Below are 25,177 nucleotides of genomic sequence, written 5' to 3'. Positions count from 1 at the left end.
ACCCAGAGCCCACTGGCCCGGTGCGCCCTGGCCCGGTGCGCCCTGGCCCGGTGCGCCCTGGCCCGGAGCGCCCTGGCCCTGGGCACCCTCGGCCGGGGCCGTCTGGGCCGACGCCGTCCACACCCGGCCCGGCGACGCCGGAGGCTGCTGGCCTCGCTCGTCACCGCGGCGCTGGCCGTCCCGGTGATCGGCGCGGCGCGTCCCGAGGCGGTCCCCGCGCCCGTCCCGCCGCCCCTGCCCCCGCTGTGGGCCGTGACCCCCACCGCTCTGGCGGACCGGTACGCCGCCACCCGGGGCGCCGTCGAGGCGGCCATGCGGGCCGCGGCGGCGCGGGGCCACCGGTGGCGGGCCGCCATGCTGCGGGCCATGGCCGATCCCGCGCGGCACTTCCTGTCCTTCGACGGCCGGGACGGCGGACGGGCCGCCGAGGTGTTCGGCGACCTGGCCCGGGCCGACCGGATCGCGGTGATCGTCCCCGGATCCGGCACCGGCCTCGACACGTACGGGCTGCTCCGGGGCGGCTCGATGCGGCTGCAGCGGACGCTCGGGAGCCGGGGGGCCGTCGTCGCCTGGCTCGGGTACCGGACCCCGAGCACGGTGAGCCTCGCGGCGGCGACCCCCGGCCGCGCCGACGAGGCCGCCCCCGCCCTGCGCGCCTTCGTACGGGACCTGGCCGGGCTCAGGCCCGCCGCCCGCGTCAGCCTGCTGTGTCACTCGTACGGCGCCGTGGTGTGCGGCCGGGCCGCGCACGGCCTGGACGTCGCGGACGTCGTCCTCTACGGCAGCCCCGGCGCCGGGGTGGACGACGCCGCGGCGATGGGCACCCGGGCCGCCGTCTGGGCCGCCCGAGGCACCGGGGACTGGGTCGGCCGCCTGCCGCACGCGGCGGTGCGCCTGCCCTTCGGCACGGTCGGACTCGGCGCGGACCCCGTGGATCCCCGGTTCGGCGCACGGATCTTCGCCGCCGGGGACGGCGGCCACAGCGACTACCTGAAGGACGGCTCCCCCGCGCTGGCCGCCGTCGCCCGCATCGTCTCCGGCCAGGCGACCGCCGAGGCGGGGTCGTGATCGGTGACCTCGTCCGGCGTGTCGAGGAGGCGACCCCCGCCGGGCGCGACCGCGCCGTCGACGCGTTGCGTGCCCTCGCCATCCTCGGGGTGGTGCTCGGCCACTGGCTGGTGACCGCGCCGGTCGCCGACAGCGGCGCTCTGCGCGTCACCAGCCCGTTGAAGTACATGCCGGGGCTCGCGCCCGTCTCCTGGCTGCTGCAGACCATGGCGGTGTTCTTCTTCGTGGGCGGGCGGGTGGCCGTGGAGAGCCACGGCCGGGCCCGGGACCGGGGCGCCGGCCACATGCGCTGGGCCGCCGCCCGGACCGCCCGCCTGTTCCGTCCGGTCGTGCCCGTGCTGGGAGTGTGGAGCGCGGTGGCGGTCGCGACGCTCGCCGCGGGCGCCGACCCCGGGACCGTGTACGCGCTGGTCAAGCTGGTGTGGTCGCCGATGTGGTTCCTGGTGGTCTTCGCGGCGCTGACGGCGGCGACCCCGCTCACCGCTCGACCGCACTCCGCCCACCCGCACTCCGCCCACCCGCACTCCGCTCGACCGCACCCCGGCCCGCTGCATCCCGCGTGGCCGCTCGCCGCCGTCGCGGCCGTCGACCTCGTACGGTTCGGCCTCGGCGGGCCCTCCTGGCTCGGCTGGATCAACGTGGGGACCGGCTGGCTGGTGCCGTACTGCCTCGGCGCCCTGTGGGCGCGCGGGCGCCTGGGCGGCCGCATGACCGGATGGGCGCTGCTGCTCGGCGGCGCCGCCGCCACCGGCGGCCTCGTCCTGTGGGCCGGCTATCCGGCCTCCATGGTCGGCGTGCCGGGCGCACCGGTCTCCAACCAGGCTCCGCCCACCCTGGCGGCCGTCACGTTCGGGCTGGCCCAGTGCGGGGCGGCCCTGGTGCTGTCCAGCCCGCTGCGACGGGTGCTGCGCCGCCCCGCCGCCTGGGCGCTCGTGGCCGCGGCCAACCTCTCCGCGATGACGATCTTCCTCTGGCACCAGACCGCCATGATCGCGGTCACGGCGGCGGCCCTGCGGCTCGCCGGCCGGGCGCTGCCCGGCCTGCACACCGTCCCCGGCGATCCCGGCTGGGTGGCCGCCCGCCTGGCGTGGCTGCCGGCGTTCGCGGCGGCCCTGGCCGTCTGCTGGGCCGCCTTCCACGGCTACGAGAGGCGGCGTGAGCGGACCCCCGGAGAGGCCCCGGGCCCGTCTCAGGCCGTCCGGGAGAGCCGGTGAGAGGGGCCGGTCAGAGAGGGTCGGAGAGGGCGGCGCGCAGGCGGCTGCGCTTGAGCCACGCCGGCCAGTCGTCCTGCCAGTAGCTCCACCCGTTGTCCGCGTCCAGCCTGCGCGGGGTTCCGGTCACGACGATCGGGTCGCCGATGAGGGTGTTGTTCTTGAACCACTTGGCGTTCTCCGGGCTGACGTTCACGCAGCCGTGGCTGACGTTGGAGTTGCCCTGGTCGCCGACGGACCAGGGAGCGCCGTGGACGTACTCGCCGGTGTTGGAGATCCGGACGCTGTTGTACACGGTCGTCTCGTAGTAGCCCGCCTGGCCGGGACCGGCGTCCGGGGAGGTCATGACCGTGACGTCCTCCCTGGACATCGCCACGTGGATGCCGCTGGTGGTGTGGTGGCGGAAGACGTCGCCGCTTCCCGCGCTGATCGGCATGTCCTTGATCTGCCGGCCGTCCAGCTCGATCTTCATATGGTGCGTTTGGGTGTCGGCCACGCTGATCTGCGAACGGCCGATCTTGAAGTCGCGGACGTAGTCCTTCTTGCCGTACATGCCGTCGCCGCCCCTGATCCCGGCGAGGCGGGCGGTCACCCGGACCTTCGTGTACGGCGGCCAGTAGTGCCGGGGCCGGAAGACGACGTTCTTGGCGTCGAGCCAGTGCCACGCGCCGTCGACGGGCTTGGAGGCCTGCACGAAGAGGTTGCGCTCCACCGACACCCGGTCGGTCACGGGCTTGTCGAAGGTCAGGATGATCGGCATCCCGACGCCCACTGTGAGGCCGGTGTCCTCCTTGTTCGGCACCAGGGTCGCGACGGCGAAGGTCTTGGCGGCCGGCCGGGTGGAGAAGCGGGCGGTCCGGCTCGCCGGGCCGTCCGGGCCGGTGGCCGTCGCCTCGACGCTGTAGGACGTGCCAGGCGTCATGGGACGGGCGCTGCGCCACTGGGACCGGTCGGCGCTGAACACGCCCTCCACGGGCTGTCCAGCGGCCTTCACGGCCACGTGGGTCAGGGTGCCGCCCGCGGCGCCGACGAGAATGGGCAGCTCCGGCGGCAGTTCCCCGGCCCCGTCCAGCGGGGTGATGCTGATCGGCGTTCCCGACCGGTGTTCCTCGCCCCCTCGGTCAGAGAGGGAACACCCGGCCACCACCACGAGAAGGGCCAGCGCCCCCGCACGAGCACGCACGTCCGTCTCCCTCAGGTCGCTTTCCGGGAAGTATTCCCGGGGCACGTCCCGAGCGCGCAGACGCCGTACCGAAGGTCGGCAAAGAACCTCGGCACCGCATGCTGGGGGAACGCGAACGGCCGGCCGGCGGGATCGCCGGCCGGCCGTCGCCGGGTCAGGGGCTCAGTGCGAGAAGTTGCCCCGGTAGTACTGGAACACGAACCCGATCATGCTCATGAGCGTGCAGAACACGCCGACGAAGAACAGCCACATTCCGACGGCGAAGCCGAAGAACGTGAGCGCGGCCGACAGGCAGACGAACAGCGGCCACCAGCTGTGCGGGCTGTAGAAGCCGATCTCGCCCGCGCCGTCGCTGATCTCGGCCTCCTTGTTGTCCTCCGGCTGGTCGCCGATGCGCCGCGCGGTGAACAGCAGGTAGTAGCCGATCATCAGGGCCAGGCCGACGGAGATCGCCATGGCGGTCGTACCGGTCGGCTCCTTGGACCAGAACCAGTAGACCACGTCGGCCGCGGCGAAGAAGACGCCGCAGAGCAGGAACATCCAGCCCTGGATCTTCATCGGGCCTCCTCCACGAGCTCGGGCTTGGCCGTGATGTGCGGATACTTGAGGTCGAACGCCGGGCGCTCGGACCTGATCCGCGGCAGCGACAGGAAGTTGTGCCGCGGCGGCGGGCAGGAGGTCGCCCATTCGAGCGAGCCGCAGAAGCCCCAGGGGTCGTCCACGGTGACCTTGGGCGCGAAGCGCCAGGTCCGCCACACGTTGTAGAAGAACGGCAGCGTGGACGCGCCCAGCAGGAGCGCTCCGGCCGAGGAGATCATGTTCAGGTCGGTGAAGCCGTCCACCGGCGAGTAGTCGGCGTACCGCCGCGGGAAGCCGATGACGCCCAGCCAGTGCTGCACCAGGAAGGTCAGGTGGAAGCCGAAGAACAGCATCCAGAAGTGGACCTTGCCGAGCTTGTCGTTGAGCATCTTCCCGGTGAACTTGGGCCACCAGAAGTAGAAGCCCGCGAACATCGCGAACACCACGGTGCCGAAGACCACGTAGTGGAAGTGGGCGACGACGAAGTAGGTGTCGCTGATGTGGAAGTCGAGCGGCGGCGAGGCCAGGATGACGCCGGTCAGGCCGCCGAACAGGAAGGTCACCAGGAAGCCGACGGCGAACAGCATCGGCGACTCGAAGGACAGGTGTCCCCGCCACATCGTGCCGATCCAGTTGAAGAACTTCACCCCGGTCGGTACGGCGATGAGGAACGTCATGAACGAGAAGAACGGCAGCAGCACCTGTCCGGTGACGAACATGTGGTGCGCCCACACCGTGACCGACAGACCCGCGATGGCGATGGTCGCGCCGACCAGGCCGATGTACCCGAAGATCGGCTTACGGCTGAAGACCGGCAGGATCTCGGTGATGATGCCGAAGAACGGCAGCGCGATGATGTAGACCTCGGGGTGGCCGAAGAACCAGAACAGGTGCTGCCACAGCATCGCGCCGCCGGTGGGCGAGTCGAAGATGTGCGCGCCGAGCTTGCGGTCGGCCTCCAGGGCGAGCAGCGCCGCCGCCAGCACCGGGAAGGCCAGCAGCACCAGGATGCTGGTCAGCAGGATGTTCCAGGTGAAGATCGGCATCCGGAACATCGTCATGCCGGGGGCCCGCATGGTGAGGATCGTGGTGATGAAGTTCACCGCGCCGAGGATGGTGCCGAGGCCGGACATCGCCAGGCCCATCACCCACAGGTCACTGCCGAGGCCCGGCGAGGTCACCGCGTTCGACAGCGGCGCGTACGCCGTCCAGCCGAAGGAGGCGGACCCGCCCGGGGTGAAGAAGCCGAGGACGGCGATGGTGCTGCCGAACAGGTAGAGCCAGTAGCTCACCATGTTGAGCCGCGGGAACGCCACGTCGGGGGCGCCGATCTGCAGCGGCATCAGCTCGTTGGCGAAGCCCGCGAACAGCGGCGTCGCGAACATCAGCAGCATGATCGTGCCGTGCATCGTGAACAGCTGGTTGAACTGCTCAGACGACACGAACTGCAGCCCGGGCTGGGCGAGCTCGGCCCGCATCACCAGCGCCATGACGCCGCCGATGAGGAAGAACACGAACGACGTGATCAGGTAGAGGTGCCCGATCACCTTGTGGTCGGTCGAGGACAGCCACTTGGCGATGACCGTGCCCTTGGTGTACGGCCGTGCGGCGATGCCGGCCGGTTCCTGGATGGCGGTCACTGCGCACTCCCCGCCTGGCTCTTGATGTACTGGTCGAACTCGGCCTGGGGGACGAGCTTCACGGAGAACAGCATCTTGCTGTGGTCGGTGCCGCAGAGCTCGGCGCATCGGCCGACGAAGACGCCCGGCTTGTCGAGCGTCGTGATCTGGAAGTGGTTCCGCACGTTGCCCGGGAAGACGTCCTGCTTGAACAGGAACGCCGGCACCCAGAACGAGTGGATGACGTCGGGCGAGTGCAGGTCGAACTGCACCTGGGTGTTGACCGGCAGCACGAGCTGCGGACCCTGGGGGTTCTCGACGCTCTGCTTGCTCAGGTCCACCGGCACGCCCGCGACCACGGCCTTCTGACCCTGGTAGTCGGTCGTGAAGCGCCAGCTCCACTGGTAGCCCTCGACGGCCACCTTGACCGGGGCGTCGTTCGTCATCCGCGTGAGCTCGGTCTCGTCACGGGCCGTGAAGTAGAAGAAGACCGCCACCATGATGACCGGGACCACCGTGTAGAGGATCTCGATCGGCAGGTTGTACCGCACCTGCGGAGGCAGCTCGTCAGGGCTGTTCTTCTTCTTGCGGTGGAACACGCACGCCCACAGGATCAGGCCCCAGACGACCACGCCGGTGGCGAGAGCCGCGATCCAGCTCCCGTTCCAGAGCGTCTGGACGATGCCGGCCTGCTTGGTGGCGCCTTCCGGCATGCCCCCACGAGACCACTGATCGATCGCCTGGCTGCTACACGCCGTCCCGGACGCCACCAGCAGCGCCAGGGCGGCGGCTCCGGGCAACCGGCGGCGTGCCCACGGTCGCCGTGTCGTACGGCGGGTCGGACTCACGGATCGCCTACCCCACAGATGAAGCCCAAGAGTTCCTCCCTTGGGCGGGTTTTCCAATTTGACCCAAAGGTGCGACCGGCTGCGGTGTTTCCGCCGGTCTGCCCTTTACTTGGTTGAGTTCACGCTGGGGGACACATTAGCGCGGACCGGCGCCGCCCCTCTGAGCAGCCCCCGTTAATGTCCTAACTGTGGCCTACCTCGACGCGGCGTCGACCGAACCTCTCCATCCCGCGGCGCGTGACGCCCTGCTGACGGCGATCGACGCCGGATGGGCCGATCCCGCCCGCCTGTACGGCACGGCGCGCCGCGCCCAGATGTTACTGGAGCGCGCGCGGGCAGAGGTAGCCGAACTGATCGGCGCCCGCGCCGACGAGGTGTCGTTCACCTCCTCCGGGACGCAGGCCGTCCATCTCGGGGTCCTCGGCACGCTGGCGGGCCGCCGCCGGGTGGGGCGCCTCCTGGTGGCGAGCGCGGTCGAGCACTCCAGCGTCCTGCACGCCGGGCAGGTCCACGAGCGCGACGGCGGCGAGGTGGAGATCGTGGGCGTCGGCCTTACGGGCCGGGTGGACGCGGAGGCGTTCGCCGCGGCCGTCGCACGCCCCGGAGCGGCCCTCGCGTGCCTGCAGACGGCCAACCACGAGGTTGGCACCCTCCAGCCGGTCGAGGACGCGGCGCGGGCGTGCCGGGAGGCCGGAGTGCCGCTGCTGGTCGACGCCGCCCAGTCGGCGGGCCGCCTGCCGGTCCCCGGGGGCTGGTCGGTGCTCACCGCGAGCGCCCACAAGTGGGGCGGCCCGGCGGGGGTGGGCGTGCTGGCGGTCCGCAAGGGCGTCCGCTGGCGTTCGCCGTTGCCGGAGGACGAACGGGAACGGCGGCGTGTGCCGGGGTTCGAGAACGTGCCCGCGATCGTGGCCGCCGCCGCGGCGCTGCGCGCGAGGTCGGCGGAGGCGGAGGCCGAGGGCCGGCGGCTGTCGGCCCTCACCGCCCGGATCCGCGCCGAGGTGCCCCGGCTGGTGCCCGACGTCGAGGTCGTCGGCGACCCGGACCTGCGCCTGCCGCACATCGTGACCTTCTCCTGCCTGTACGTCGAGGGCGAGGCGCTGCTGACCGAGCTCGACAAGGCCGGTTTCGCCGTCTCGTCCGGAAGTTCCTGCACGGCGAGTACGCTTCGTCCATCGCACGTCCTCGAAGCAATGGGCGTGCTTACGCATGGGAATGTCCGGGTATCGCTGCCCCGTGGCGTGTCCGAGGACGACGTCGATCGTTTCCTCGCGGTGCTGCCGGGGATCGTACGGCGGATCCGGTCGAGCTTGGGGGTGCGGTGATGTGGCGCAGACGGCCGGACGGCCGGGACACCCGGACGGATCGGCATCGGGAGGCCGAGGAACCGGAGGCGCCACCCCAGCCCGCGGAGCCCCCCGCGCTGACGATCGACGCGCTGGGGCGTAAGTGCCCGATCCCGATCATCATGCTCGCCGAGCGGATCAACCAGGTGCCCGTGCGCGGGGTGGTGGCCGTGCTGGCCGACGACCCCGCCGCCTTCACCGACGTCCCGGCCTGGTGCCGGCTGAAGTCGCACGAGCACGTGGCCAGCTACGAGCTCCCCCAGGGCGGCTGGTCCATCCACGTCCGCCGCAACTACTAGGTCCCGCCCCGATCACCGGCGACCTCGTGATCCGCCGCGGTCTCCGGGGCGGACCACGAGTCAGGGCAGCAGGGGGAGCCGAGCGTCAGGCGTAGTGGCAGCGGGCGTGGGCGGCCACCTCGTCCGCGGCCTCCTGGCCGTACGCCGAGGCGAAGCGCTCGACGAACACGCTCTGGCGCAGCTCGTACTCCTGGCCACCGACCCGCTCCAGCACGTGGGTGGCGATGAGGTTGCCGATCTGGCCGCAGCGTTCGAGCGACAGCCCCCAGGCGAGGCCCGCGAGGAAGCCGGCCCGGAAGGCGTCGCCCACCCCGGTCGGGTCGGCCTTGCCGAGCTCGGGAGCCGGCGGGACGTGGATCGAGGGCTCGCCCTTGCGGTCGATCCTGGCGCCCTTGGGGCCGAGGGTGGTCACCCGTACGCCGACCCGGTCGAGGATCTCCTCGTCCGACCATCCGGTCTTCTGCGCGATGAGCCCGAGCTCGTAGTCGTTGCTGAACAGGTAGGCCGCGCCGTCGACGAGCCTGCGGATCTCCTCGCCGGGCATCCGGGCGAGCTGCTGCGACACGTCGGCGGCGAACGGGATGCCGCGGGTGCGCGCCTCGTCGGTGTGCCGCAGCATCGCGTCGGGGTCGTTGGGGCTGATCAGGACCAGGTCGAGGCCGCCCACCCGCTCGGCGATCGGGGCCAGCTCGATCTCCCGGGCCTCCGCCATGGCGCCGGTGTAGAACGACGCGATCTGGTTGTGGTCCTCGTCCGTGGTGCACAGGAAGCGCGCGGTGTGGCGCAGCTCGGAGACGTGGAGGGAGCCGCAGTCCACGCCGTGCCGCTCCAGCCAGGAGCGGTAGTCGGCGAAGTCGGTGCCGACCGCGCCGACGAGGATCGGGGTGAGCCCCAGGCAGCCCATCCCGAAGGCGATGTTGCCCGCGCAGCCGCCGCGGCGGATCTGCAGGTCGTCGACGAGGAACGACAGGGACACCCGGTCGAGCTGCTCGGCGATCAGCTGGTCGCCGAAGCGACCGGGGAACGTCATCAGGTTGTCGGTGGCGATGGAGCCGGTGACGGCGATGCGCACGGGGTCATTCTCCTCGTTGTCAGCATCAGGGAGACAGTCAGGAAGACAGGGGCGGGGGCAGTGGTCCCGCCATCCCGCCGAACCTGTCGAGCGTACCGTCTCGGGCACGACGACGCCCCGCACGGACGGTGTCCGTACGGGGCGCTCGGATCCTGGCCGCCGGGCGCGGCGGCGCCGTCAGTTGAACGAGTCGCCGCAGGCGCACGAGCCCGTCGCGTTGGGGTTGTCGATCGTGAAGCCCTGCTTCTCGATCGTGTCCACGAAGTCGACCGTGGCGCCGACGAGGTACGGCGCGCTCATCCGGTCGGTGACGACGTTCACGCCGCCGAAGGTGGAGACCACGTCGCCGTCCATGGAACGGTCGTCGAAGAAGAGCTGGTAGCGCAGACCGGAACAGCCACCCGGCTGGACGGCCACCCGGAGCTGCAGCCCTTCCTCGCCCTGCTGCTCGAGCAGGCTCTTGACCTTCGCGGAGGCCGCGTCAGTCAGGATCAGGCCCTGCTGCGTGGTCTCGCTGCTCTCAACCGTCATGTGCTGACTCCCGCGTCTGCGCCAACCGCCCACCCGGAGCGGTCGAATGGTTCTGACGTCCTACCTAGACGCTACCAACACCCGCCGGTCCCTACACATTCCACGACTGTCCCCGCAACCCTGCGGACGAACAGGGCGAAACGATGTGTAATGATTAGTCGTCAGTTAGACGATAAGTCCCCGAGGGGGTGTGGTCGTGACGATCACCGAGACCGGCCTTCCGCTCTTCATCCTCGGCCAGGGCACCGACGCGCACAGTGAGCGCGGCGTCGACTGCCCGGGCGAGCTGCCTCCCGCGTCCGACCCGGCGCTGGTGGAGCGAGCCCGCGCGGCCAAGGAGCGGCTGGGCGACCGGCTGTTCGTGCTCGGTCACCACTACCAGCGTGACGAGGTCATCCAGTTCGCCGACGTGACGGGCGACTCGTTCAAGCTCGCCCGTGAGGCCGCGGCCCGGCCGGAGGCCGAGTACGTCGTCTTCTGCGGCGTCCACTTCATGGCCGAATCGGCCGACATCCTGACCGGCGACACGCAGAAGGTCGTCCTCCCCGACCTGGCCGCCGGCTGCTCGATGGCCGACATGGCCACCTTCTCCCAGGTCGAGGACTGCTGGGACGCCCTGGAGGACGCCGGGATCGCCGACCGCGTCGTGCCGATCACGTACATGAACTCCAGCGCGGACATCAAGGCGTTCTGCGGGCGCAACGGCGGCGCCGTGTGCACCTCCTCCAACGCCCGGCGCGCCCTCGACTGGGCCTTCGAGCAGGGCGAGAAGGTCCTGTTCCTGCCCGACCAGCACCTCGGGCGCAACACGGCCGTGCTGGAGATGGGCCTGTCGCTCGACGACTGCGTGGTCTACAACCCGCACCGCCCGAACGGCGGCCTCACCCAGGAGCAGCTTGAGAACGCGAAGATGATCCTGTGGAAGGGCCACTGCTCGGTCCACGGCCGCTTCTCCGAGGCGTGCGTGGACGAGGTGCGGGCCCGCATCCCGGGCGTGAACGTGCTCGTCCACCCCGAGTGCCGCCACGAGGTCGTCACCAAGGCGGACTTCGTCGGCTCGACCGAGTACATCATCAAGAAGCTGGAAGAGGCTCCCGCCGGGTCCTCCTGGGCCGTCGGCACGGAGCTGAACCTGGTGCGCCGCCTGGCGAACCGGTTCCCCGACAAGACCATCACGTTCCTCGACAAGACCGTGTGCTACTGCTCGACGATGAACCGCATCGACCTGCCGCACCTGGTCTGGGCGCTGGAGTCGCTGGCCGCGGGCCAGGTCGTCAACCAGATCACGGTCGACGCCGACACCACCCACTGGGCCAAGGTCGCCCTCGACCGCATGCTCGCCCTGCCGTAACCAGAAGTAGTGAGAGGCGCCCCCGAAGTGGCTTCGGGGGCGCCTCTCCGTTGAGGGCCCTCGGCGTCTCCGCTCGGCCTCCAGCCGTTCTCGCGGCGCGTACTCCGGCGTCCCGGCCCATGCCGGGACGTCTGCGCTCAGATCTGGGCGCGTTCGCGCCACCAGCGCAGGAGGGCGGCGTCGCCCTCGACCGCGGCGGGCTCGCGCCGCCCCCACAGGGTCAGCATGAGGTCTCCGGTCGTCTCCGCGCGCACGGTCACGTCGCCCGGCGCGTCCGACCGCTCGTACGCGAAGCCCTCGGGGGTGAGTCGCACGAGCCAGGACCCGCCGGTCTCCGCCCGCCAGGAGATCGTCTCCCCGTCGCCCTTCAGCTCCGCGAGCAGGGGCCGCCAACGGGCGTACGGGAGCAGGTCGAAGAACTCCTCGATGCCGTCGATCGCGACGTCCTCGTCGATCGAGGGGACGAGGCCGAGGGCGATCTCCGCGTCGGCGCGGTGGACGACGGTCTCGTGCAACTGCCGGCGCGACCAGAACGCCGCGCTCCGGTCCCCCGCCCAGCCCCACACCTCGGTGTCCGGCTCGCGGCTCTTCAGGGCCTCGGTCAGCTGTACGGCTCCCGCATCGAGCCAGTCGGCGGCCTCGGCGAAGCCCTCGGGGAACCCGTGGTCCATCGCGGCGCGGTCGTATCGGCGGTCGGCGGCGTCCCGCACCATCGCGGCGGCCCACCGGTGCACGGCGCCGGTGTGCTCGACCAGCTCCCTGAGGTCCCATCCCGGGCAGGTCGGCACGGGCGTCGCGCCGTCCTGTCCCCGCACGACCTCGGCCATCCGGCCGATCTCCGCGGCCGCGGCCTCGGTGTGCCGCAGGTGGGTCCACTCGGTCATGAGGGCTCCTGTAGGTCAGAGGCCGGGGGCGCCCCAGACGGGAAACCAGCTCGCGAGATCGGGCTCGATCTTGAGTTCCTGCTCCAGGACCCCTCGCGCCTGCAGTTCCAGGGCGTTGTCGCGGCGGGGCTCCCCGGCGGGAGCGAAAGGGTAGAACGTGCCGCGCTTGTAGAGATAGACGATCACCAGCTTCCGCTGCGCGGAGTCGGCGAACGTCACCAGCGTGCACAGCAGCGAGGGCCCGAACCCGGCCGACTCCAGCGACGAGTTCGCGGCGTGCAGGTCGGTCACGAGCCCGGCCACGTCGGGGTTGCGCACCGACAGCCAGGTGTAGCCGTACGCGTCCTGCGACACCCGCGTCTCGCCCATCAGGGCCTCGACTTCCTGCTGGAGCCGGGCGAACGCGCCTCCCTCGGCCGCCCGGAAGCAGACCGACCCGGTGCCCGCCGGGGCGAACCCGGTGGCGGCCCGCAGCGTGACGGCGGCGGACGGCAGGGCGAACAACGCGTCCAGGTCCGGTTTCGCGGCCTTGGACCGGCCGAGCAGGGCGTCGAACCAGCCCATCAGCGCTCCCAACCCGTCGACCGGCCGGTCATCAGCGGCCCAGAGCCGCGGAGATCTTGGCGAGCTGCTCCAGCCGGCGCTCCAGCGGCGGATGGGTCGACAGCAGCGCGGCGACGCTCTGGCCCGACAGGGCGGGCGCGAAGTAGAAGGCGTTGAACGGCTGCGCCTCGCGCAGGTCCCGGGTCGGGATCCGGGCGATGTCCCCGCTGATCTTGGTGAGGGCGCTGGCCAGGGCGCTCGGCCGCTGCGTGAGCAGCGCGCCCGCGCGGTCGGCGGCGAGCTCCCGGTACCGCGACAGCGCCCGCGTCAGCAGGAAGCTGACGGCGTAGACCAGGCCGGAGACCGCGAAGATGATCAGCCCGATCGGCGGGCCGTTGTCATTCCTGCGGTTGCCCAGCCCGGCGTACAGCGAGAAACGGGTCATCAGCCCGGCGACGATCCCGAGGAAGGAGGCGATCGTCATCACGGCGACGTCCCGGTGGGCGACGTGCGACAGCTCGTGCGCCAGCACCCCTTCGAGCTCCTGCGCGTCGAGCCGGCGGAGGATGCCAGTGGTCACGCAGACCACCGCGTGCTTCCGGTCGCGCCCGGTGGCGAACGCGTTCGGCATGTCGGAGTCGGCGATCGCCACCCGCGGCTTGGGCATCCCCGCCATCGCGCTCAGCCGGTCGATGATCCCGTGCAGCTCGGGAGCCTCCTGCGGGGAGACCTCCCGTCCGTTCATCGCGAACAGCGCGATCTTGTCGGACAGGAAGTACTGCACCAGCAGGAGGCCCGCGGCGATCACGAGGACCATGACCGCCCGGACGCCCACCGCGACCAGGACGGCCATGAACGCCACGTAGAGCAGCCCGAGCAGGAACATCGTCACGGTCATCCGCACGCTGAGGCCGCGATCAGGGGCGAACCGCGTGGAGGCCATCAGCCGGGGATGAGCCCGGTGTCCCCGAGCATCTCCCGCACCTCCTCGATCGAGGCGTCGGCCGGCGGCAGGATCAGCTCGGACGGCTCGAGGGAGTCGTCCGCCAGCGGCCTGCCCACGTCGCGGACCTTGTCGAGCAGCGCGTGCAGCTTGGCACGGAACTGCGTCTCGTCGTCCGTCTCGATGGCGGCCTCAAGCTCGCCGTCGAGCTCGTTCAGCACGTCGATGTCGGCGGGGGCGATCTCCACCTGCCCCTCGCCCATGATCCGGACTATCACAATCCCTCCCCCGGCTTACGGAGCTGCTGCGTGTGCTGCTGGGCGGCCGGGGCCGCCTGGCCCTGCTGCCCCGCCTCGATGGCGCTCTGCGGCGCCGGCCCCTGACCGAGCTCGGCCTTCATCCTGGCCAGTTCGAGCTCCACGTCCGTGCCGCCGCCCATCCGGTCGAGCTCCGCCTGGATGTCGTCGCGCTGCCCGGTGAAGTCGTCCAGCGCGCCGCTGGCCAGCAGCTCGTCGATCGCACCGGCACGGGCCTGCATCTGCGCGGTCTTGTCCTCGGCCCGCTGGATGGCCAGGCCGACGTCGCCCATCTCCTCCGAGATGCCGGAGAACGCCTCGTTGATGCGCGTCTGGGCCTCGGCCGCCGTGTAGGTGGCCTTGATGGTCTCCTTCTTCGTACGGAAGGAGTCGACCTTGGCCTGCAGCCGCTGGCTGGCGAGGGTGAGCTTCTCCTCCTCGCCCTGGAGGTTGCTGTACTGGAGCCGCAGGTCGGCGATCTGCGCGTTCAGTCCGTTGCGGCGGGTCAGCGCCTCGCGAGCGAGGTCCTCGCGCCCGGCCGACAGCGCCTGCCTGCTCTGGTTCTCCAGCTTCGCGGTCTGGCTCTCGAGCTGGTTGATCTGCAGCTCCACCCGCTTGCGGCTGGTGGCCACGTCGGCCACGCCACGGCGGACCTTCTGCAGCAGCTCAAGCTGACGCTGATAGGAATAGTCCAGCGTCTCCCGCGGATCCTCCATCTTGTCCAAGGCCTTGTTGGCCTTGGACTTGAAGATCATGGAAAGTCTCTTCATCACGCTCATGCGCGTCGGCCGTCCCCTTCTCCAAGGTCCTGCGTGGGTGACCCCAGCCGTCTAAAGCCCCTTGCCCAGGCGGCGGAACCGCCTGGGTTCACCCTACGCATAACGCGCGAGGGCGTCACTAAGTTGCACTCCCGGTAGGCTGGGCGACGTGTTCCGACGTCGCACCCAGACCTCTGCGGAGGACTCCCCCGTCCCTGTAGAGGATCCTAAGCCCCACAGCACCCCGGGCAAGGGCCGTCCCACTCCCAAACGGAGCGAGGCGCAGGGCCGCCGCCGCTCCCCGGTGACCGCGCCCTCGAACCGCAAAGAGGCCTACCGTCTGGCCCGCGAGCGCGACAAGGCGCTACGGTCCCGGCAGCGTGAGGCCATGCTGCGCGGTGACGACCGGGCGCTCCCCGTACGCGACCGCGGCCCGGTCCGCAAGTTCGCCCGTGACTGGGTCGACTCGCGGCGCCTGCCGGGGCAGTACTTCCTGCCCGTCGTCTTCGTCATCATGCTGCTGTCGATGGTGCCGTTCCCGATCCAGATCCGCTCGGCGGTCCTGCTGGTCTACACGCTCTCCCTGCCGGTCGTGATGGTGCTGGTGCTGGCCGGCTCGTTCTACGTCGCCGGGCGCGTGAAGAAGGAGGCGGCGGAGAAGTTCCCGGGTGAGAACCTCAAGGGCATCGGCTTCTACGCGGCAATGCGCTCGTCGCAGATGCGGCGCCTGCGCTTCCCCAAGCCCACCGTCCTGCCCGGCGGCATCCCGGTCGAACTCAAGAAGTGACGCCCGCACAGTGATCGCCGCACGGTGATCGCCGCATGGTGATCGCCGCATGGTGATCGCCGCATGGTGATCCCCGTACGGTGACGCCGGCGCGGTGCCGCCCGCTCGCCGGATCAGCTCAGCCACGGATCAGCCACGGATCAGGCGGACGTCCAGTCCAGCACCCCTCCATGCACCACCGGCCGGAAACCGTCGGCCGTGGCGCCACGGGTGAGCGCGTCGGCCGTGGCCTTCAGCAGCGCGTAGTAGGACGACCAGTCGGCCTGGTAGTACGACTGCTCCGGCGACGCCTCGCCAACCCCGCCGGTGGCGGCGTCGGTCACCAGGTAGTCGCCGAAGTCGTCGGCGTAGGCGACGGGCACGCCGCCGCCCATTCCGCACGCCTCGGGCCAGGCGGCGACCGTCTCGCGCGTGCCCATCATCAGGAAGTACGGCGGGAGCCGGAAGCTCGCGCCGCCATGTGAGCCGTCGTGGCGCAGCAGCGACGCCCGCAGGGAGTCGGGCAGCCGGGTCCCGATCCGTGCCTCCGCCCTGGCCACCAGCCGCGGGGCCGCCGGGCCGTTCAGTGAGGCGTACGTCCGCGGTGCGTGCGCCTTGAGCCATCGCTCGATGCGCCGCCACTGCCGGTTCACCCCGGAGGTCACGCGGCGGGAGACCGGCCGGACGGCCGGCGCTCCCCGGCGCGCCGGATGGAGCACGCAACGGGGGTCGGGCGACGTCTCCGGCTCCGCCGTCATGGGGTCCCCGCCGTCCGCTGTCACGGGCTCCCCGTCCTCCGCGTACACCGCGCCCGGCGCCTCACACCCGGCCGCCGGGCAGGCTCCGTCACCGTATCCGGGGAAGAGGAACTCATTGCCCAGCCCCGGCTCGCAGACGTCCGCCGGGCACGGCTCGTAGGACGTCCAGCCGTACGACGTCCACGCGTCCGGACCGAACACGGCGTTCTCCAGCACCTGCCCGCCGAGGGCCAGCACGCCGAGCGAAACGACCGCCGCGGCCGTCCAGCGGCGGGCCCTCGTCCCGCGCGGCGGCACGAGCCCCCTGACCGGCGGGAGGCCGCTCAAGAGGCGGAAGACGGGAGCGCCGCCCTCCGGCCGCCGGTACCGCTCCAGATCCTCCTCGGTGGCCCGTCCCAGCACCGGTTCCGGGCCGTGCCGGTCCTCCGCTTCCCCGCTCTCCCCCTGGGGCGGCGACGCGGTGACGCGGGACGGCCGTACGGAAGTGGCGGCCCGGCGCCGCCGCGCGGCCAGGACCAGACCGGCGGCGGCCCCGGCGACCAGCGCGGCCAGCAGTGCCAGCCGTACGGGACGAGAAGAGATCAACCGGCGCACGCCGGGCACCTTACCGCGATCCGATCACCGGGGTGCCGTGACTCATGACCTAATGTCAGGCACATGGAATACCGTCATCTTGGCCGCAGCGGCCTCATGGTCAGTGAGATCAGCTACGGAAACTGGATCACCCACGGTTCCCAGGTGGAGGAGGACGCCGCCGTCGAGTGCGTCCGCGCGGCCCTCGACGAGGGGATCACCACCTTCGACACCGCCGACGTCTACGCCGGGACCCGGGCGGAGGAGGTGCTCGGCCGCGCGCTGAAGGGCGTGCGCCGCGAGTCGCTGGAGATCTTCACGAAGGTCTACTGGCCGACGGGTGAGGGCAAGAACGACCGGGGCCTGTCCCGCAAGCACATCACCGAGTCGATCAACGGCTCGCTCCGCCGCCTGCAGACCGACTACGTCGACCTCTACCAGGCGCACCGCTACGACGTCGAGACGCCGCTGGAGGAGACCCTGCGCGCGTTCGACGACCTCGTACGGCAGGGCAAGGTCCTCTACGTCGGCGTCAGCGAGTGGACGGCCGACCAGATCGCGCGGGCGCTGAAGATCGCCGACGAGATGGGGTTCGACCGGCTCGTGTCGAACCAGCCGCAGTACTCGATGCTGTGGCGGGTCATCGAGTCCGAGGTCGTGCCGCTGTGCGAGAAGGAGGGCCTCGGCCAGATCGTCTGGTCGCCCATCGCGCAGGGCGTGCTCACCGGCAAGTACCTGCCCGGCCAGCCGCCGCCGGCCGGGTCGCGCGCCACCGACTCCACCGGCTCGGGCTTCATCAACCGGCTGATGCGCGACGACGTGCTGCGGCGGGTGCAGGACCTCAAGCCGATCGCGGCCGATCTCGGCCTGTCGATGGCCCAGCTCGCCGTGGCGTGGGTGCTGCAGAACCCCAACGTGTCGTCGGCCATCGTCGGGGCGACCAAGCCGGAGCAGGTGCGCGACAACGTCAAGGCCGCCGGTGTGAAGCTCGACGCCGAGGTGCTCAAGAAGATCGACGACGTGCTGGAGCCGGTCGTCGAGCGTGACCCGGCGAAGACGGTCAGCCCGTCCAGCCGTCCCTGACGTCTCACCCGCTCAGGTAGGCGCGCCGCCCGGCTCCCGCGCTCACGGGGCCCGGGCGGCGAGCGCCGCACGTCTCACTCGGCGCGCAGGGACATCCCCGAGTATTCGACCCGCTCGTCCTCCAGCAGCGACACCTGCTCGACACCGGCCTCCAGCAGCTCGCGCCAGCTCTCCCCCAGCCACGACTCCGCGTCCGACTGGCTGGAGAAGATCTCCCGGGGCAGCGGGCGGTCCGTGACCTCGCCGCCGTTCGCGTCCTCGTAACGCCACCGCCAAATCATCCGCACCCGCTCCTTCGCTTCCTCGCCGTCCCCGCGCCCGGGACTCACGCCGGCCGCCGCGACGCGACGCCCGTGCAGCCGGACCCTATCCTCTCTCTGCCCGGCGTCCACTCCCCCGCCGGTGCGGGAACCACCCGGCGGCAAGGACGCGGAAAGGCGGCGGCGCATGGAGATTCGCCTGGAGGGAACCGGCGGCCCGGAGGGCTGGCCCGCCCCCGGCTGTCCCTGCGCGTCCTGCGGACGGCTCGCCCCCGGCCACCGTCGTCCGGCCTCCATCGTGCTCGACGGCCGCGTACGGCTCGCTCTCTTCAAACCACGCCAGGCCCCGGAGGCGGCCGCCCCGGCCCTGCCGGACACCACGACCCTGCCAGGCACCACGACCGGGCCGGATACGGCGACGGGACCGGACGCCGTGGGCGGATCCCGTGCGGCGGCCGAGGGGCGCCTGCCCGAGGGATACCGGCTGCTCCACACCTCGGACGGCTGCGAGGTCACCGCGCCTGACGGCGGCCGGCTGCTGTATGCCGTGGGCCCGCCGTCCGGCCGCGACGAGCCGGACAACGGATCGCCTGCCGACGCGCCCTTCGACGTGGTGCTCATCGACCTGCCGGACCGTCCGGAACGGCTGGGCGACCTACGCAGGCGGGGGCGCGTGACGCCGAGGACCCGGATCGTCGCGGTGAACCTTTGCCACCGCGTCCCCTCGGAGGGCGAACTCGCCCGCAGGCTCGGCTTCTGGGGAGCGGAGGCCGTCCCCGACGGCACCGTCATCGGCACGGCGACGATCGGCGTCCACGGGCGGGAACGCGTCGGGCGGCCCCGCCGCACCCTGCTGCTCGGCGGGTCACGGTCGGGCAAGTCCGAGGAGGCCGAGCTGCGCCTCGCCGCCGAGCCCGAGGTGACCTATGTCGCGACCGGGCCCTCCGGGGGCGACGACCCGGACTGGCTGGCCCGCGTACGGACTCACCGGGAACGACGCCCCGCGCACTGGCGGACCGTGGAGACCACCGATCTCGCGGCGGTGCTGGCAGGCGGACGGGGGACGTTCCTGGTCGACGGGATCGGCACCTGGCTCGCCGCCGTGTTCGACGAGTCCGGCGCCTGGCCTGACGGCACTCGCCCGGAGGGCCTTCGCCGCCTCGCCCTTGACCGGGTGGAGGCGCGGTGCGAGGCGCTGGTGGCCGCCTGGCGAGGCACACACGCCCGCGTGCTGGCGGTGAGCGACGAAACCGGCCTGGGGGTGATCCCGGCCACCGCCGCCGGCAGGCTGTTCCGCGACGCGCTCGGCCGCATCAACCAGGCACTCGCCCGGGAGTCCGAGGAGGTCGCCCTCGTGGTCGCGGGCCGGGTCGTCCCCCTGCCGATCTGATCGCTACCGCCCCGACGCCCCTCACCTCCGGCGAGCCGCGAGCCAGGAGGTCCGTAAGCCGGGAGCCGTCCGTAAGCCGGGAGCCGTCCGTAAGCCGGGAGCCAGGAGCCGAGGGCCGGGGACCAGAAGCCGGGGGCCGGAAGCCGAGGGCCGGGGACCAGAAGCCGGGGGCCGGAAGCTGGGGACCCGGAGTCATACGCTGTGAGCCCGAGGGCCGGAGTCATGCGCTGTGAGCCCGAGAGCCGGGAGTGAGGAGTCGCAGGGGCCCACGGCCGTGAGCAACGAGCTGGGAGCGGTGTGCGAGGGGGCCGTGAGCCACAGGGCCGTGAGCCAGGGGGCCGTGTGCGAGGGGGCCGTGAGCCACAGGGCCGTGAGCCAGGGGGCCATGTGCGAGGGGGCCATGTGCGAGGGGGCCGCTACGATCGGCCTTCGTGCCTGATGATCCCCGCGTGAGGCGTCCGAGCCCCGGCGCGGCCTGGTGGTTCGCCGTGGGAACCCTCACGATCTTTCCGGTGCCGCCCGTGCCGGTCGACCGTTCGGTGGCGGGGCGTGCCATGTCCCTGGCACCGTTCGTCGGGGTGGCCCTCGGCCTGGTGGGCTCCGCCGTATTCGTGGTCGCCCACGCGGCGTCCGACTCGCCGTTGATCGGCGCCGTCCTCGCGGTCGGGACGCTCGCCTGGCTGACCCGGGCCCTGCATCTGGACGGCCTCGCGGACCTGGCCGACGGGCTGGGCAGTGGAAAGGCGGCCCAGGGCGCGCTCGACGTGATGAAGCGCTCCGACATCGGGCCGTTCGGGGTCGTCACCCTCCTGATCACCCTGTTCCTCCAGGTCGCGACGCTCCAGCGGGCCGGCCCGTTCGCCTGGGCCGTACTGGTGGCGGCCACCGCGACCGGCAGGCTGGCCGTCACCTGGGCCTGCCGCACGGGGGTGCCCGCCGCCCGGCCGGGCGGCCTCGGCGCTCTGGTCGCGGGCACCGTACGACGGAGCGCGGCGGTCGCGGCGACCGTCGTCACCGCTGCCGTCGTGGCTCTCGCCGCCCTGATCGCGGCGTACGGCGGGCCGCGTCTTGACGGACTGTGGACCCTCATCGGCCTCAGCCAGGGTCCGCCCGGCGACCACTCCGACTTGTCCGACGTCGCCGGGAGCGTCGCGGTGGCGGTCGCCGACGCGGGCGTGCAGCCCGCCGGTCTGCTGTACCGCCTCTCGGGCGATCCGTATTTCAGCGTTCCGACCGGCCTGCTCCTGGCGATGGCCGCCGGGCTGGTGTCCGCCGCCCTGCTGCGCCGCCGGGCCGTACGGCGGCTGGGCGGCATCACGGGCGACGTGCTCGGCGCCCTGGTGGAGACGGCCACGACGGCGACGCTGCTGGCCGCCGCCGTACTCGTCTGACGTCTCGCCCGGCCGCCGGGGGCGGGTTCGGGGAAAGGGCAGGCCTGGGCCCGCGGGCTCGGTGACCGGGCCGCCAGGCCGCCGGGCGGGGCTGACGGGTGGGCGGGTCAGCGTGGCGCGCTGACCGGGCGCAGGCGGAAGGCGACGAAGACGACGACCGCCAGCAGCACCCAGCCGACGATTCCGGTGATCCCGGCGAGCGCCGGGTTCGGCGGGGCGGCCGCGTCGCCGAGCAGCAGCGCCAGGCCTGCCACCGCGTTCAGCGAGGCATGCGCGATGACCGGGGGCCACACGCTGCGCGAGCGCAGCCGCATCCAGCCCAGCAGCGCCCCGAAGATGACGCAGAAGCCGACGAACAGCACCGCCGCCCAGGCGCCGAGTGCCGGGTAGTTGTATCCCTTCAGCGTGAGGGGAGCGTGCCAGAGACCCCAGATCACCCCGGACAGCACCAGTGCGGGCCACACCCGGCGCCCGCGGCGCTCCCCCGCGGCCACGTCTCCCCCAGCCTCGTCCCCGGCCCTCGCGACCCCGGTGTTCACGCCCCCGGCGTTCGCAACCCCGGCCCGCACGGTCCCGATGTCGTCGTTCCCGGCGTTCGCGGCCTCGGTGCCTGTGACCTCGGTACCTGTGACCTCGGTGCCTGTGACCTCGGTGCCTGTGATTTCGGCGTTCGCGTTCCCGGCGCCGACGTTCCCAGGGGCAGGTGGGGGCGTGACGGCGGGGCCGCCGAGCAGGCGCGGCAGCAGCCAGCCCCGCCAGCCCCACTCCTCCCCCAGCGCGGGGATCGCGTTCAGGAACGGGGCGATCAGCACCGCCTGCACGGCCTGCACGATGTACAGGATCCGGGGGTCCATGGGAACCTGCCCCAGGGCCGCCCCGAGTTGCGCGCGGAAGAGGCTCAGCCCCGCGAAATCGAGGCTCGCCATGCCGGCTGCAGCGCTGATCAGGAGGGCGACGGCCACGAGAAGCGGCACGCCGAGCAGGGCCGTCACCAGGAGCGCGGCGGTCCTTCCCCGGTCCGGTCCGAGCGTGAGCCCGGTCACCCGCGCCCACTGCTTCAGCGGCATGTCGCGCCGGAGGACCCACACGGCCAGCACGCCGAGGGAGGGCGTCAGCATCATCAACCCCCCGACCAGCGCGAAGGCCGGCGTGCCGAGCCGTACGGCACCCAGCCAGACGGGTAGCGCGATCAGCCACGAGGCCCCGAACGCGACGAGGAGGAAGAGCCAGACATCGGCGTTACGGCGGATCACGGTCATCGCCTTTCAGAACGAAGACGGGCGGGTGGGCTGGCGGACGCCGATCCCCGCGGAGCGCACGAAGGCGCAAAGCGGTACATCGGGCGGCGGCGATCAGGCGATGGGCGCCGCCGGTCGCCGGGCGGAGCGGCACGGAGGGTGGTGTCGCGGCGCCGGGCCGACGGGTCAGGCGGCCTTGCGGGCGGCGAGGGCGTTGAGCAGGGCGGCGCCGGTCTCGGCGTCGTCCACGCTGATGGCGAGCTGCCCGCCGGAGGTGTAGCGCACGACCAGGCACTCGCCTCCACGGATCATGATCGTGGCCATGCCCGGCAGGCCGCGGATGCCCCATCCGCCCACCTGCAGAGGAGACCTCCGCTCCATCCAGGCCCGCTCGATCCGGTCCAGCCCCACGGTGCGGGAGGGCCACCGCAGCGGGCCGAACGCCATGGTCAGCCCCTCGGATGCGATCCGCACGGAGACCGACGACACCGCCAGGCCGATCACGCCCGCCAGAGCGAGCGGAAGGGCGGTGGCCCAGCCCGCGGGGACGAGGCCCCACAACGCGGCGACCGCGAACGACAGCGCCACCGCGAACGCCACGACCCCCAGCGCCACCGCCCAGGGCGCCGTGGCGGTGGACACCCAGACCGGCCGCTTCCGCGGGTCGAGGTCGATCAGCGGACCGGGCGGTCCCTCCTCCCGCGGCGCGTCGTCCGGGCCGAGCCGCCCGGCGAGCCAGCCCAGCGCCCCGAGCGCGAACGCACCCGCGACCACCGCCGCGAACTGCCAGTTCAGCGAGGCCGCCCGGGTCCAGTCGTCCCGGTCGAGGTTGGCGGCGACCGTGACCGCCTGGGTGCCGATCAGGAAGCCGCCGAGCCAGCCCAGCCCGGCGGCGTACCAGGTGCGCGCCGCCCTGCGGATCTCCCCCCGCACCCGCGCCATCCCGACGAGGCAGACCCCCACGACCACGACCCACACCAGGGCGGCAAGTGCCAGCGCGGACGACGGCATCGACCTGTCTGGCCGCCCGGACGGCCCCCAATGTCCGGCGAGGGGATCGGGGAGCCGGCCGGCGAACGCCAGCGGCACCGCCACGAGCACGGCGGCGACCAGGACGGTCCAGACCGCGGCGGCCAGGAGGAAGCGGGCGCGGACGCCCCGGTCGGAGATGGTCCGGTGCGGGTGGGTCATGGCGATTCCTCCATGAGTTCCTTCACGATGGCGAGGACGTCTTCGGGACCGACCCCGTATTGGGCGGCCTCGTCGAGCAGGTCGCGCACACGGGTCCGGAGCGCCGCACGCCCGTCGGGCCGCCGGAGCACGGACACGCCGCGCCCCCGGCGGAACTCCAGCAGGCCCTCGTCCCGCAGTTCGCGCAGCGACCGCAGGACCGTGTTGGCGTTGACCCCCAGTGCTGCGGCCAGATCCCGGGCCGGCGGCAGCCGGTCACCGGGCGTGACGTCCCCGGTGGTGATCGCGCGCTTGATGGCCGCGCTCACCTGCTCGTGCAGGGGACGTGGGTCGTTGAGATCGAGCGTGAGCAACATGGTACTAGCCACATTAGCATTATCTGCCGGTTGGTGCTATTTCCATCAGCACCATCTATCGGACCAATAGATGGGATGACCCCTCGTTTATGCGTAGCCGAGTAAGCCCAGCTAGCATCGGCTCACGTGACCACAGTGCGTATCAACGCGTCTGACGCGGTCTCCATCGAGACCGGCGCCCTCATAGTCGGCATCCACACGACCCCGGACGGCCCACGCACGGCCCCGGGCGGCGAAGGCCTCGACCAGGCCCTGGACGGCCGGCTGGCCGAGATCCTCACGACGATGGGGTTCACGGGCAAGGCCGAGGAGGTCGTGAAGATTCCGACCTTCGGCGCGCTGCCCGCTCCCGTCGCCGTCGCCGTCGGTCTGGGTGAGGCGCCCGAGGGCGACTACGACCAGGAAACCCTGCGCCGGGCGGCCGGAGCGGCCGTACGGTCGCTCGCCGGCACGCCGTCCGCGGCGCTGGCCCTGCCCGCCCGTACGGCCGCGGAGGCGGCGGCCGTGGCGCTGGGCGGCCTGCTGGGGGCCTACGACTTCACGCGATACCGCACCGGCGGCGACCGCAGGCCGCCCGTCGGCGAGATCGTCGTCCTGTCGGGCGCATATGGGGCCGAGGAGGCCGCCGCGCGCTCGGCGACGGTCGCCGAGTCGGTCACCCTCGTCCGCGATCTGGTGAACACGCCGCCGTCCGACCTGTGGCCCGCGCGCTTCGCCGAGATCGCGCAGGAGAAGGGCGGCGAGGCCGGCCTCTCGGTGGAGGTCTGGGACGAGGTGCGGCTCAAGGAAGAGGGGTTCGGCGGCATCGTCGGCGTCGGCCAGGGGTCGGTCAACCCGCCCCGCCTGGTCCGTCTCGCCTACAGCCACCCCGAGGCCACCCGCAAGGTGGCCTTCGTCGGCAAGGGCATCACGTTCGACTCCGGCGGCCTGTCCCTCAAGCCCAGCGCCGCGATGGACTGGATGAAGTCCGACATGGGCGGCGCGGGCGCCGTGTTCGGCGCGCTTCTCGCGATCGCCCGGCTGGGCCTGCCCGTCAACGCGGTCGGCTACCTCTGCCTGGCCGAGAACATGCCCTCCGGCAGCGCCCAGCGCCCCTCCGACGTGCTGCACACCTACAGCGGCAAGACCGTCGAGGTGCTCGACACCGACGCCGAGGGCCGCCTGGTGCTGATCGACGGCATCGCCCGCGCCACCGAGGACGCGCCCGACGTGATCATCGACGTCGCCACCCTCACCGGCGCCCAGATCGTCGCGCTGGGCTGGCGTACGGCCGGGGTGATGGCCAACGACGACGCGCTGCGCGAGGAGGTCGTCCGCATCGCCGGCGAGCAGGGCGAGGGCGCCTGGGGCATGCCGTTGCCCGCCGAGCTGCGCAAGGGGCTCGACTCCGCGGTCGCCGACATCGCGAACCTCCAGCCCGAGCGCTGGGGCAGCATGCTCGCCGCGGGCATCTTCCTGCGGGAGTTCGTGCCGCAGGGCGTCCGGTGGGCGCACGTGGACATGGCCGGGCCCGCGTTCAACAAGGGCGAGCCGCACGGCTACACGCCCAAGGGCGGCACCGGCGCGCTGACCCGCACGCTCGTCGCGATCGCGGAGCGGTACGCCGGGAACGGCACGTCCGCGCGGGCTGTTTAACAGGAAGA

At 72.1% G+C, this 25,177-nt stretch carries 26 protein-coding genes; 10 read left to right on the top strand and 16 right to left on the bottom strand.

Annotated elements, in window-relative coordinates:
- Both Mam01_RS01195 and Mam01_RS01190 read left to right on the top strand, forming a co-directional pair.
- The coding region (locus Mam01_RS01195) for an alpha/beta hydrolase (protein ID WP_307819752.1) at positions 1 to 1,068 on the top strand (1,068 nt) is incomplete at its 5' end.
- Positions 1,065 to 2,282 carry an acyltransferase family protein gene (locus Mam01_RS01190; protein ID WP_239100938.1) on the top strand — a complete coding sequence of 406 codons (1,218 nt, stop codon included), beginning with the start codon at positions 1,065 to 1,067 and terminating at the stop codon, positions 2,280 to 2,282. The genes Mam01_RS01195 and Mam01_RS01190, both read left to right, overlap by 4 nt.
- A gap of 10 nt (positions 2,283 to 2,292) precedes the next feature.
- On the opposite strand, the gene Mam01_RS01185 is transcribed toward Mam01_RS01190, so the two are convergent.
- The 4 genes from Mam01_RS01185 to ctaC form a co-directional block, all read right to left on the bottom strand.
- Positions 2,293 to 3,462, bottom strand: a complete 1,170-nt coding sequence (locus Mam01_RS01185) for a L,D-transpeptidase (protein ID WP_239100937.1) — start codon at positions 3,460 to 3,462, stop codon at positions 2,293 to 2,295.
- Between the two features lie 162 nt (positions 3,463 to 3,624).
- On the bottom strand, positions 3,625 to 4,020 hold the full coding sequence (locus Mam01_RS01180; protein WP_182875790.1) for a cytochrome c oxidase subunit 4: 396 nt from the start codon (positions 4,018 to 4,020) through the stop codon (positions 3,625 to 3,627).
- On the bottom strand, positions 4,017 to 5,681 hold the full coding sequence (ctaD, locus tag Mam01_RS01175; protein WP_239100936.1) for an aa3-type cytochrome oxidase subunit I: 1,665 nt from the start codon (positions 5,679 to 5,681) through the stop codon (positions 4,017 to 4,019). Before ctaD ends, Mam01_RS01180 begins: the two co-directional genes overlap by 4 nt.
- Positions 5,678 to 6,508 (bottom strand): aa3-type cytochrome oxidase subunit II, encoded by an 831-nt coding sequence (gene ctaC, locus Mam01_RS01170; protein ID WP_204283462.1) that lies wholly within the window; start codon positions 6,506 to 6,508, stop codon positions 5,678 to 5,680. The genes ctaD and ctaC overlap by 4 nt, the downstream gene beginning before the upstream one ends.
- A 188-nt stretch (positions 6,509 to 6,696) precedes the next feature.
- On the opposite strand from ctaC, the gene Mam01_RS01165 reads away from it, so the two are divergent.
- Together Mam01_RS01165 and Mam01_RS01160 are read left to right on the top strand one after the other, a co-directional pair.
- Positions 6,697 to 7,830 carry a cysteine desulfurase family protein gene (locus tag Mam01_RS01165; RefSeq protein WP_204283460.1) on the top strand — a complete coding sequence of 378 codons (1,134 nt, stop codon included), beginning with the start codon at positions 6,697 to 6,699 and terminating at the stop codon, positions 7,828 to 7,830.
- Positions 7,830 to 8,150 (top strand): sulfurtransferase TusA family protein, encoded by a 321-nt coding sequence (locus Mam01_RS01160; protein ID WP_150932964.1) that lies wholly within the window; start codon positions 7,830 to 7,832, stop codon positions 8,148 to 8,150. Before Mam01_RS01165 ends, Mam01_RS01160 begins: the two co-directional genes overlap by 1 nt.
- Before the next feature lie 85 nt (positions 8,151 to 8,235).
- Here the strand turns inward: Mam01_RS01160 and Mam01_RS01155 are convergent, their stop codons facing one another.
- A complete protein-coding gene (locus Mam01_RS01155) occupies positions 8,236 to 9,222 on the bottom strand; it encodes a carbohydrate kinase family protein (protein WP_204283458.1) in 987 nt (328 codons plus the stop codon).
- Between the two features lie 177 nt (positions 9,223 to 9,399).
- Positions 9,400 to 9,753, bottom strand: coding sequence for a HesB/IscA family protein (locus Mam01_RS01150; protein ID WP_150932962.1), 354 nt, complete (start codon positions 9,751 to 9,753; stop codon positions 9,400 to 9,402).
- 196 nt (positions 9,754 to 9,949) lie between these two features.
- On the opposite strand from Mam01_RS01150, the gene nadA reads away from it, so the two are divergent.
- A complete protein-coding gene (gene nadA / locus Mam01_RS01145) occupies positions 9,950 to 11,104 on the top strand; it encodes a quinolinate synthase NadA (RefSeq protein ID WP_150932961.1) in 1,155 nt (384 codons plus the stop codon).
- 137 nt (positions 11,105 to 11,241) lie between these two features.
- Here the strand turns inward: nadA and Mam01_RS01140 are convergent, their stop codons facing one another.
- From Mam01_RS01140 to Mam01_RS01120, 5 genes are read right to left on the bottom strand one after another with little or no spacing between them, the layout of a single operon-like run.
- Positions 11,242 to 11,988, bottom strand: a complete 747-nt coding sequence (locus Mam01_RS01140) for a maleylpyruvate isomerase family mycothiol-dependent enzyme (RefSeq protein ID WP_204283456.1) — start codon at positions 11,986 to 11,988, stop codon at positions 11,242 to 11,244.
- 15 nt (positions 11,989 to 12,003) lie between these two features.
- Complete coding sequence (pspAB, locus tag Mam01_RS01135) at positions 12,004 to 12,552, bottom strand: PspA-associated protein PspAB (protein ID WP_204283454.1); 549 nt, start codon at positions 12,550 to 12,552, stop codon at positions 12,004 to 12,006.
- Between the two features lie 31 nt (positions 12,553 to 12,583).
- Positions 12,584 to 13,474 (bottom strand): zinc metalloprotease HtpX, encoded by an 891-nt coding sequence (gene htpX / locus Mam01_RS01130; RefSeq protein WP_204283452.1) that lies wholly within the window; start codon positions 13,472 to 13,474, stop codon positions 12,584 to 12,586.
- On the bottom strand, positions 13,474 to 13,752 hold the full coding sequence (gene pspAA, locus Mam01_RS01125) for a PspA-associated protein PspAA (protein WP_117409171.1): 279 nt from the start codon (positions 13,750 to 13,752) through the stop codon (positions 13,474 to 13,476). Before pspAA ends, htpX begins: the two co-directional genes overlap by 1 nt.
- Complete coding sequence (locus Mam01_RS01120) at positions 13,749 to 14,549, bottom strand: PspA/IM30 family protein (RefSeq protein WP_150932957.1); 801 nt, start codon at positions 14,547 to 14,549, stop codon at positions 13,749 to 13,751. The genes pspAA and Mam01_RS01120 overlap by 4 nt, the downstream gene beginning before the upstream one ends.
- A 148-nt stretch (positions 14,550 to 14,697) precedes the next feature.
- Between Mam01_RS01120 and Mam01_RS01115 the strand changes: the two genes are divergently transcribed.
- Complete coding sequence (locus tag Mam01_RS01115) at positions 14,698 to 15,315, top strand: DUF3043 domain-containing protein (RefSeq protein ID WP_204283450.1); 618 nt, start codon at positions 14,698 to 14,700, stop codon at positions 15,313 to 15,315.
- A 140-nt stretch (positions 15,316 to 15,455) separates the two neighbouring features.
- Here Mam01_RS01115 and Mam01_RS01110 read toward each other — a convergent pair whose 3' ends face one another.
- Positions 15,456 to 16,646 (bottom strand): SMI1/KNR4 family protein, encoded by a 1,191-nt coding sequence (locus tag Mam01_RS01110; RefSeq protein ID WP_204283448.1) that lies wholly within the window; start codon positions 16,644 to 16,646, stop codon positions 15,456 to 15,458.
- 63 nt (positions 16,647 to 16,709) lie between these two features.
- Between Mam01_RS01110 and Mam01_RS01105 the strand changes: the two genes are divergently transcribed.
- Positions 16,710 to 17,708 carry an aldo/keto reductase family protein gene (locus tag Mam01_RS01105; RefSeq protein WP_204283446.1) on the top strand — a complete coding sequence of 333 codons (999 nt, stop codon included), beginning with the start codon at positions 16,710 to 16,712 and terminating at the stop codon, positions 17,706 to 17,708.
- A 74-nt stretch (positions 17,709 to 17,782) separates the two neighbouring features.
- Here the strand turns inward: Mam01_RS01105 and Mam01_RS01100 are convergent, their stop codons facing one another.
- Complete coding sequence (locus tag Mam01_RS01100) at positions 17,783 to 17,989, bottom strand: hypothetical protein (protein WP_117409166.1); 207 nt, start codon at positions 17,987 to 17,989, stop codon at positions 17,783 to 17,785.
- 166 nt (positions 17,990 to 18,155) lie between these two features.
- Between Mam01_RS01100 and Mam01_RS01095 the strand changes: the two genes are divergently transcribed.
- Positions 18,156 to 19,358 carry a bifunctional adenosylcobinamide kinase/adenosylcobinamide-phosphate guanylyltransferase gene (locus tag Mam01_RS01095; RefSeq protein ID WP_204283444.1) on the top strand — a complete coding sequence of 401 codons (1,203 nt, stop codon included), beginning with the start codon at positions 18,156 to 18,158 and terminating at the stop codon, positions 19,356 to 19,358.
- A 449-nt stretch (positions 19,359 to 19,807) separates the two neighbouring features.
- Complete coding sequence (locus tag Mam01_RS01090; RefSeq protein ID WP_204283443.1) at positions 19,808 to 20,749, top strand: adenosylcobinamide-GDP ribazoletransferase; 942 nt, start codon at positions 19,808 to 19,810, stop codon at positions 20,747 to 20,749.
- A gap of 107 nt (positions 20,750 to 20,856) precedes the next feature.
- Here Mam01_RS01090 and Mam01_RS01085 read toward each other — a convergent pair whose 3' ends face one another.
- From Mam01_RS01085 to Mam01_RS01075, 3 genes are all read right to left on the bottom strand, one after another.
- Positions 20,857 to 22,002 (bottom strand): CPBP family intramembrane glutamic endopeptidase, encoded by a 1,146-nt coding sequence (locus Mam01_RS01085; RefSeq protein ID WP_239100930.1) that lies wholly within the window; start codon positions 22,000 to 22,002, stop codon positions 20,857 to 20,859.
- Between the two features lie 171 nt (positions 22,003 to 22,173).
- Positions 22,174 to 23,178: a DUF1648 domain-containing protein gene (locus Mam01_RS01080; RefSeq protein ID WP_204283441.1), complete on the bottom strand. Its 1,005-nt coding sequence runs from the start codon at positions 23,176 to 23,178 to the stop codon at positions 22,174 to 22,176.
- Entirely contained in the window at positions 23,175 to 23,546 is a 372-nt protein-coding gene (locus tag Mam01_RS01075; protein WP_275408874.1) for a GntR family transcriptional regulator, read from the bottom strand. The genes Mam01_RS01080 and Mam01_RS01075 overlap by 4 nt, the downstream gene beginning before the upstream one ends.
- A 114-nt stretch (positions 23,547 to 23,660) precedes the next feature.
- On the opposite strand from Mam01_RS01075, the gene Mam01_RS01070 reads away from it, so the two are divergent.
- Positions 23,661 to 25,169: a leucyl aminopeptidase gene (locus Mam01_RS01070; RefSeq protein WP_204283439.1), complete on the top strand. Its 1,509-nt coding sequence runs from the start codon at positions 23,661 to 23,663 to the stop codon at positions 25,167 to 25,169.
- Positions 25,170 to 25,177 lie beyond the last annotated feature (8 nt).

This window comes from Microbispora amethystogenes, assembly GCF_016863015.1.
Lineage (GTDB): Bacteria > Actinomycetota > Actinomycetes > Streptosporangiales > Streptosporangiaceae > Microbispora > Microbispora amethystogenes.
This window is presented reverse-complemented; position numbering and strand designations above follow the sequence as displayed.

What these genes read in the sequence shown, in the direction of transcription:
- Mam01_RS01180 (WP_182875790.1), bottom strand. Translation starts at nt 4,020, where the DNA reads ATGAAGATCCAGGGCTGGATGTTCCTGCTCTGCGGCGTCTTCTTCGCC.
- Mam01_RS01160 (WP_150932964.1), top strand. Translation starts at nt 7,830, where the DNA reads ATGTGGCGCAGACGGCCGGACGGCCGGGACACCCGGACGGATCGGCAT.
- Mam01_RS01150 (WP_150932962.1), bottom strand. Translation starts at nt 9,753, where the DNA reads ATGACGGTTGAGAGCAGCGAGACCACGCAGCAGGGCCTGATCCTGACT.
- Mam01_RS01140 (WP_204283456.1), bottom strand. Translation starts at nt 11,988, where the DNA reads ATGACCGAGTGGACCCACCTGCGGCACACCGAGGCCGCGGCCGCGGAG.
- pspAB (WP_204283454.1), bottom strand. Translation starts at nt 12,552, where the DNA reads ATGGGCTGGTTCGACGCCCTGCTCGGCCGGTCCAAGGCCGCGAAACCG.
- htpX (WP_204283452.1), bottom strand. Translation starts at nt 13,474, where the DNA reads ATGGCCTCCACGCGGTTCGCCCCTGATCGCGGCCTCAGCGTGCGGATG.
- Mam01_RS01120 (WP_150932957.1), bottom strand. Translation starts at nt 14,549, where the DNA reads ATGAGCGTGATGAAGAGACTTTCCATGATCTTCAAGTCCAAGGCCAAC.
- Mam01_RS01105 (WP_204283446.1), top strand. Translation starts at nt 16,710, where the DNA reads ATGGAATACCGTCATCTTGGCCGCAGCGGCCTCATGGTCAGTGAGATC.
- Mam01_RS01100 (WP_117409166.1), bottom strand. Translation starts at nt 17,989, where the DNA reads ATGATTTGGCGGTGGCGTTACGAGGACGCGAACGGCGGCGAGGTCACG.
- Mam01_RS01095 (WP_204283444.1), top strand. Translation starts at nt 18,156, where the DNA reads ATGGAGATTCGCCTGGAGGGAACCGGCGGCCCGGAGGGCTGGCCCGCC.
- Mam01_RS01080 (WP_204283441.1), bottom strand. Translation starts at nt 23,178, where the DNA reads ATGACCCACCCGCACCGGACCATCTCCGACCGGGGCGTCCGCGCCCGC.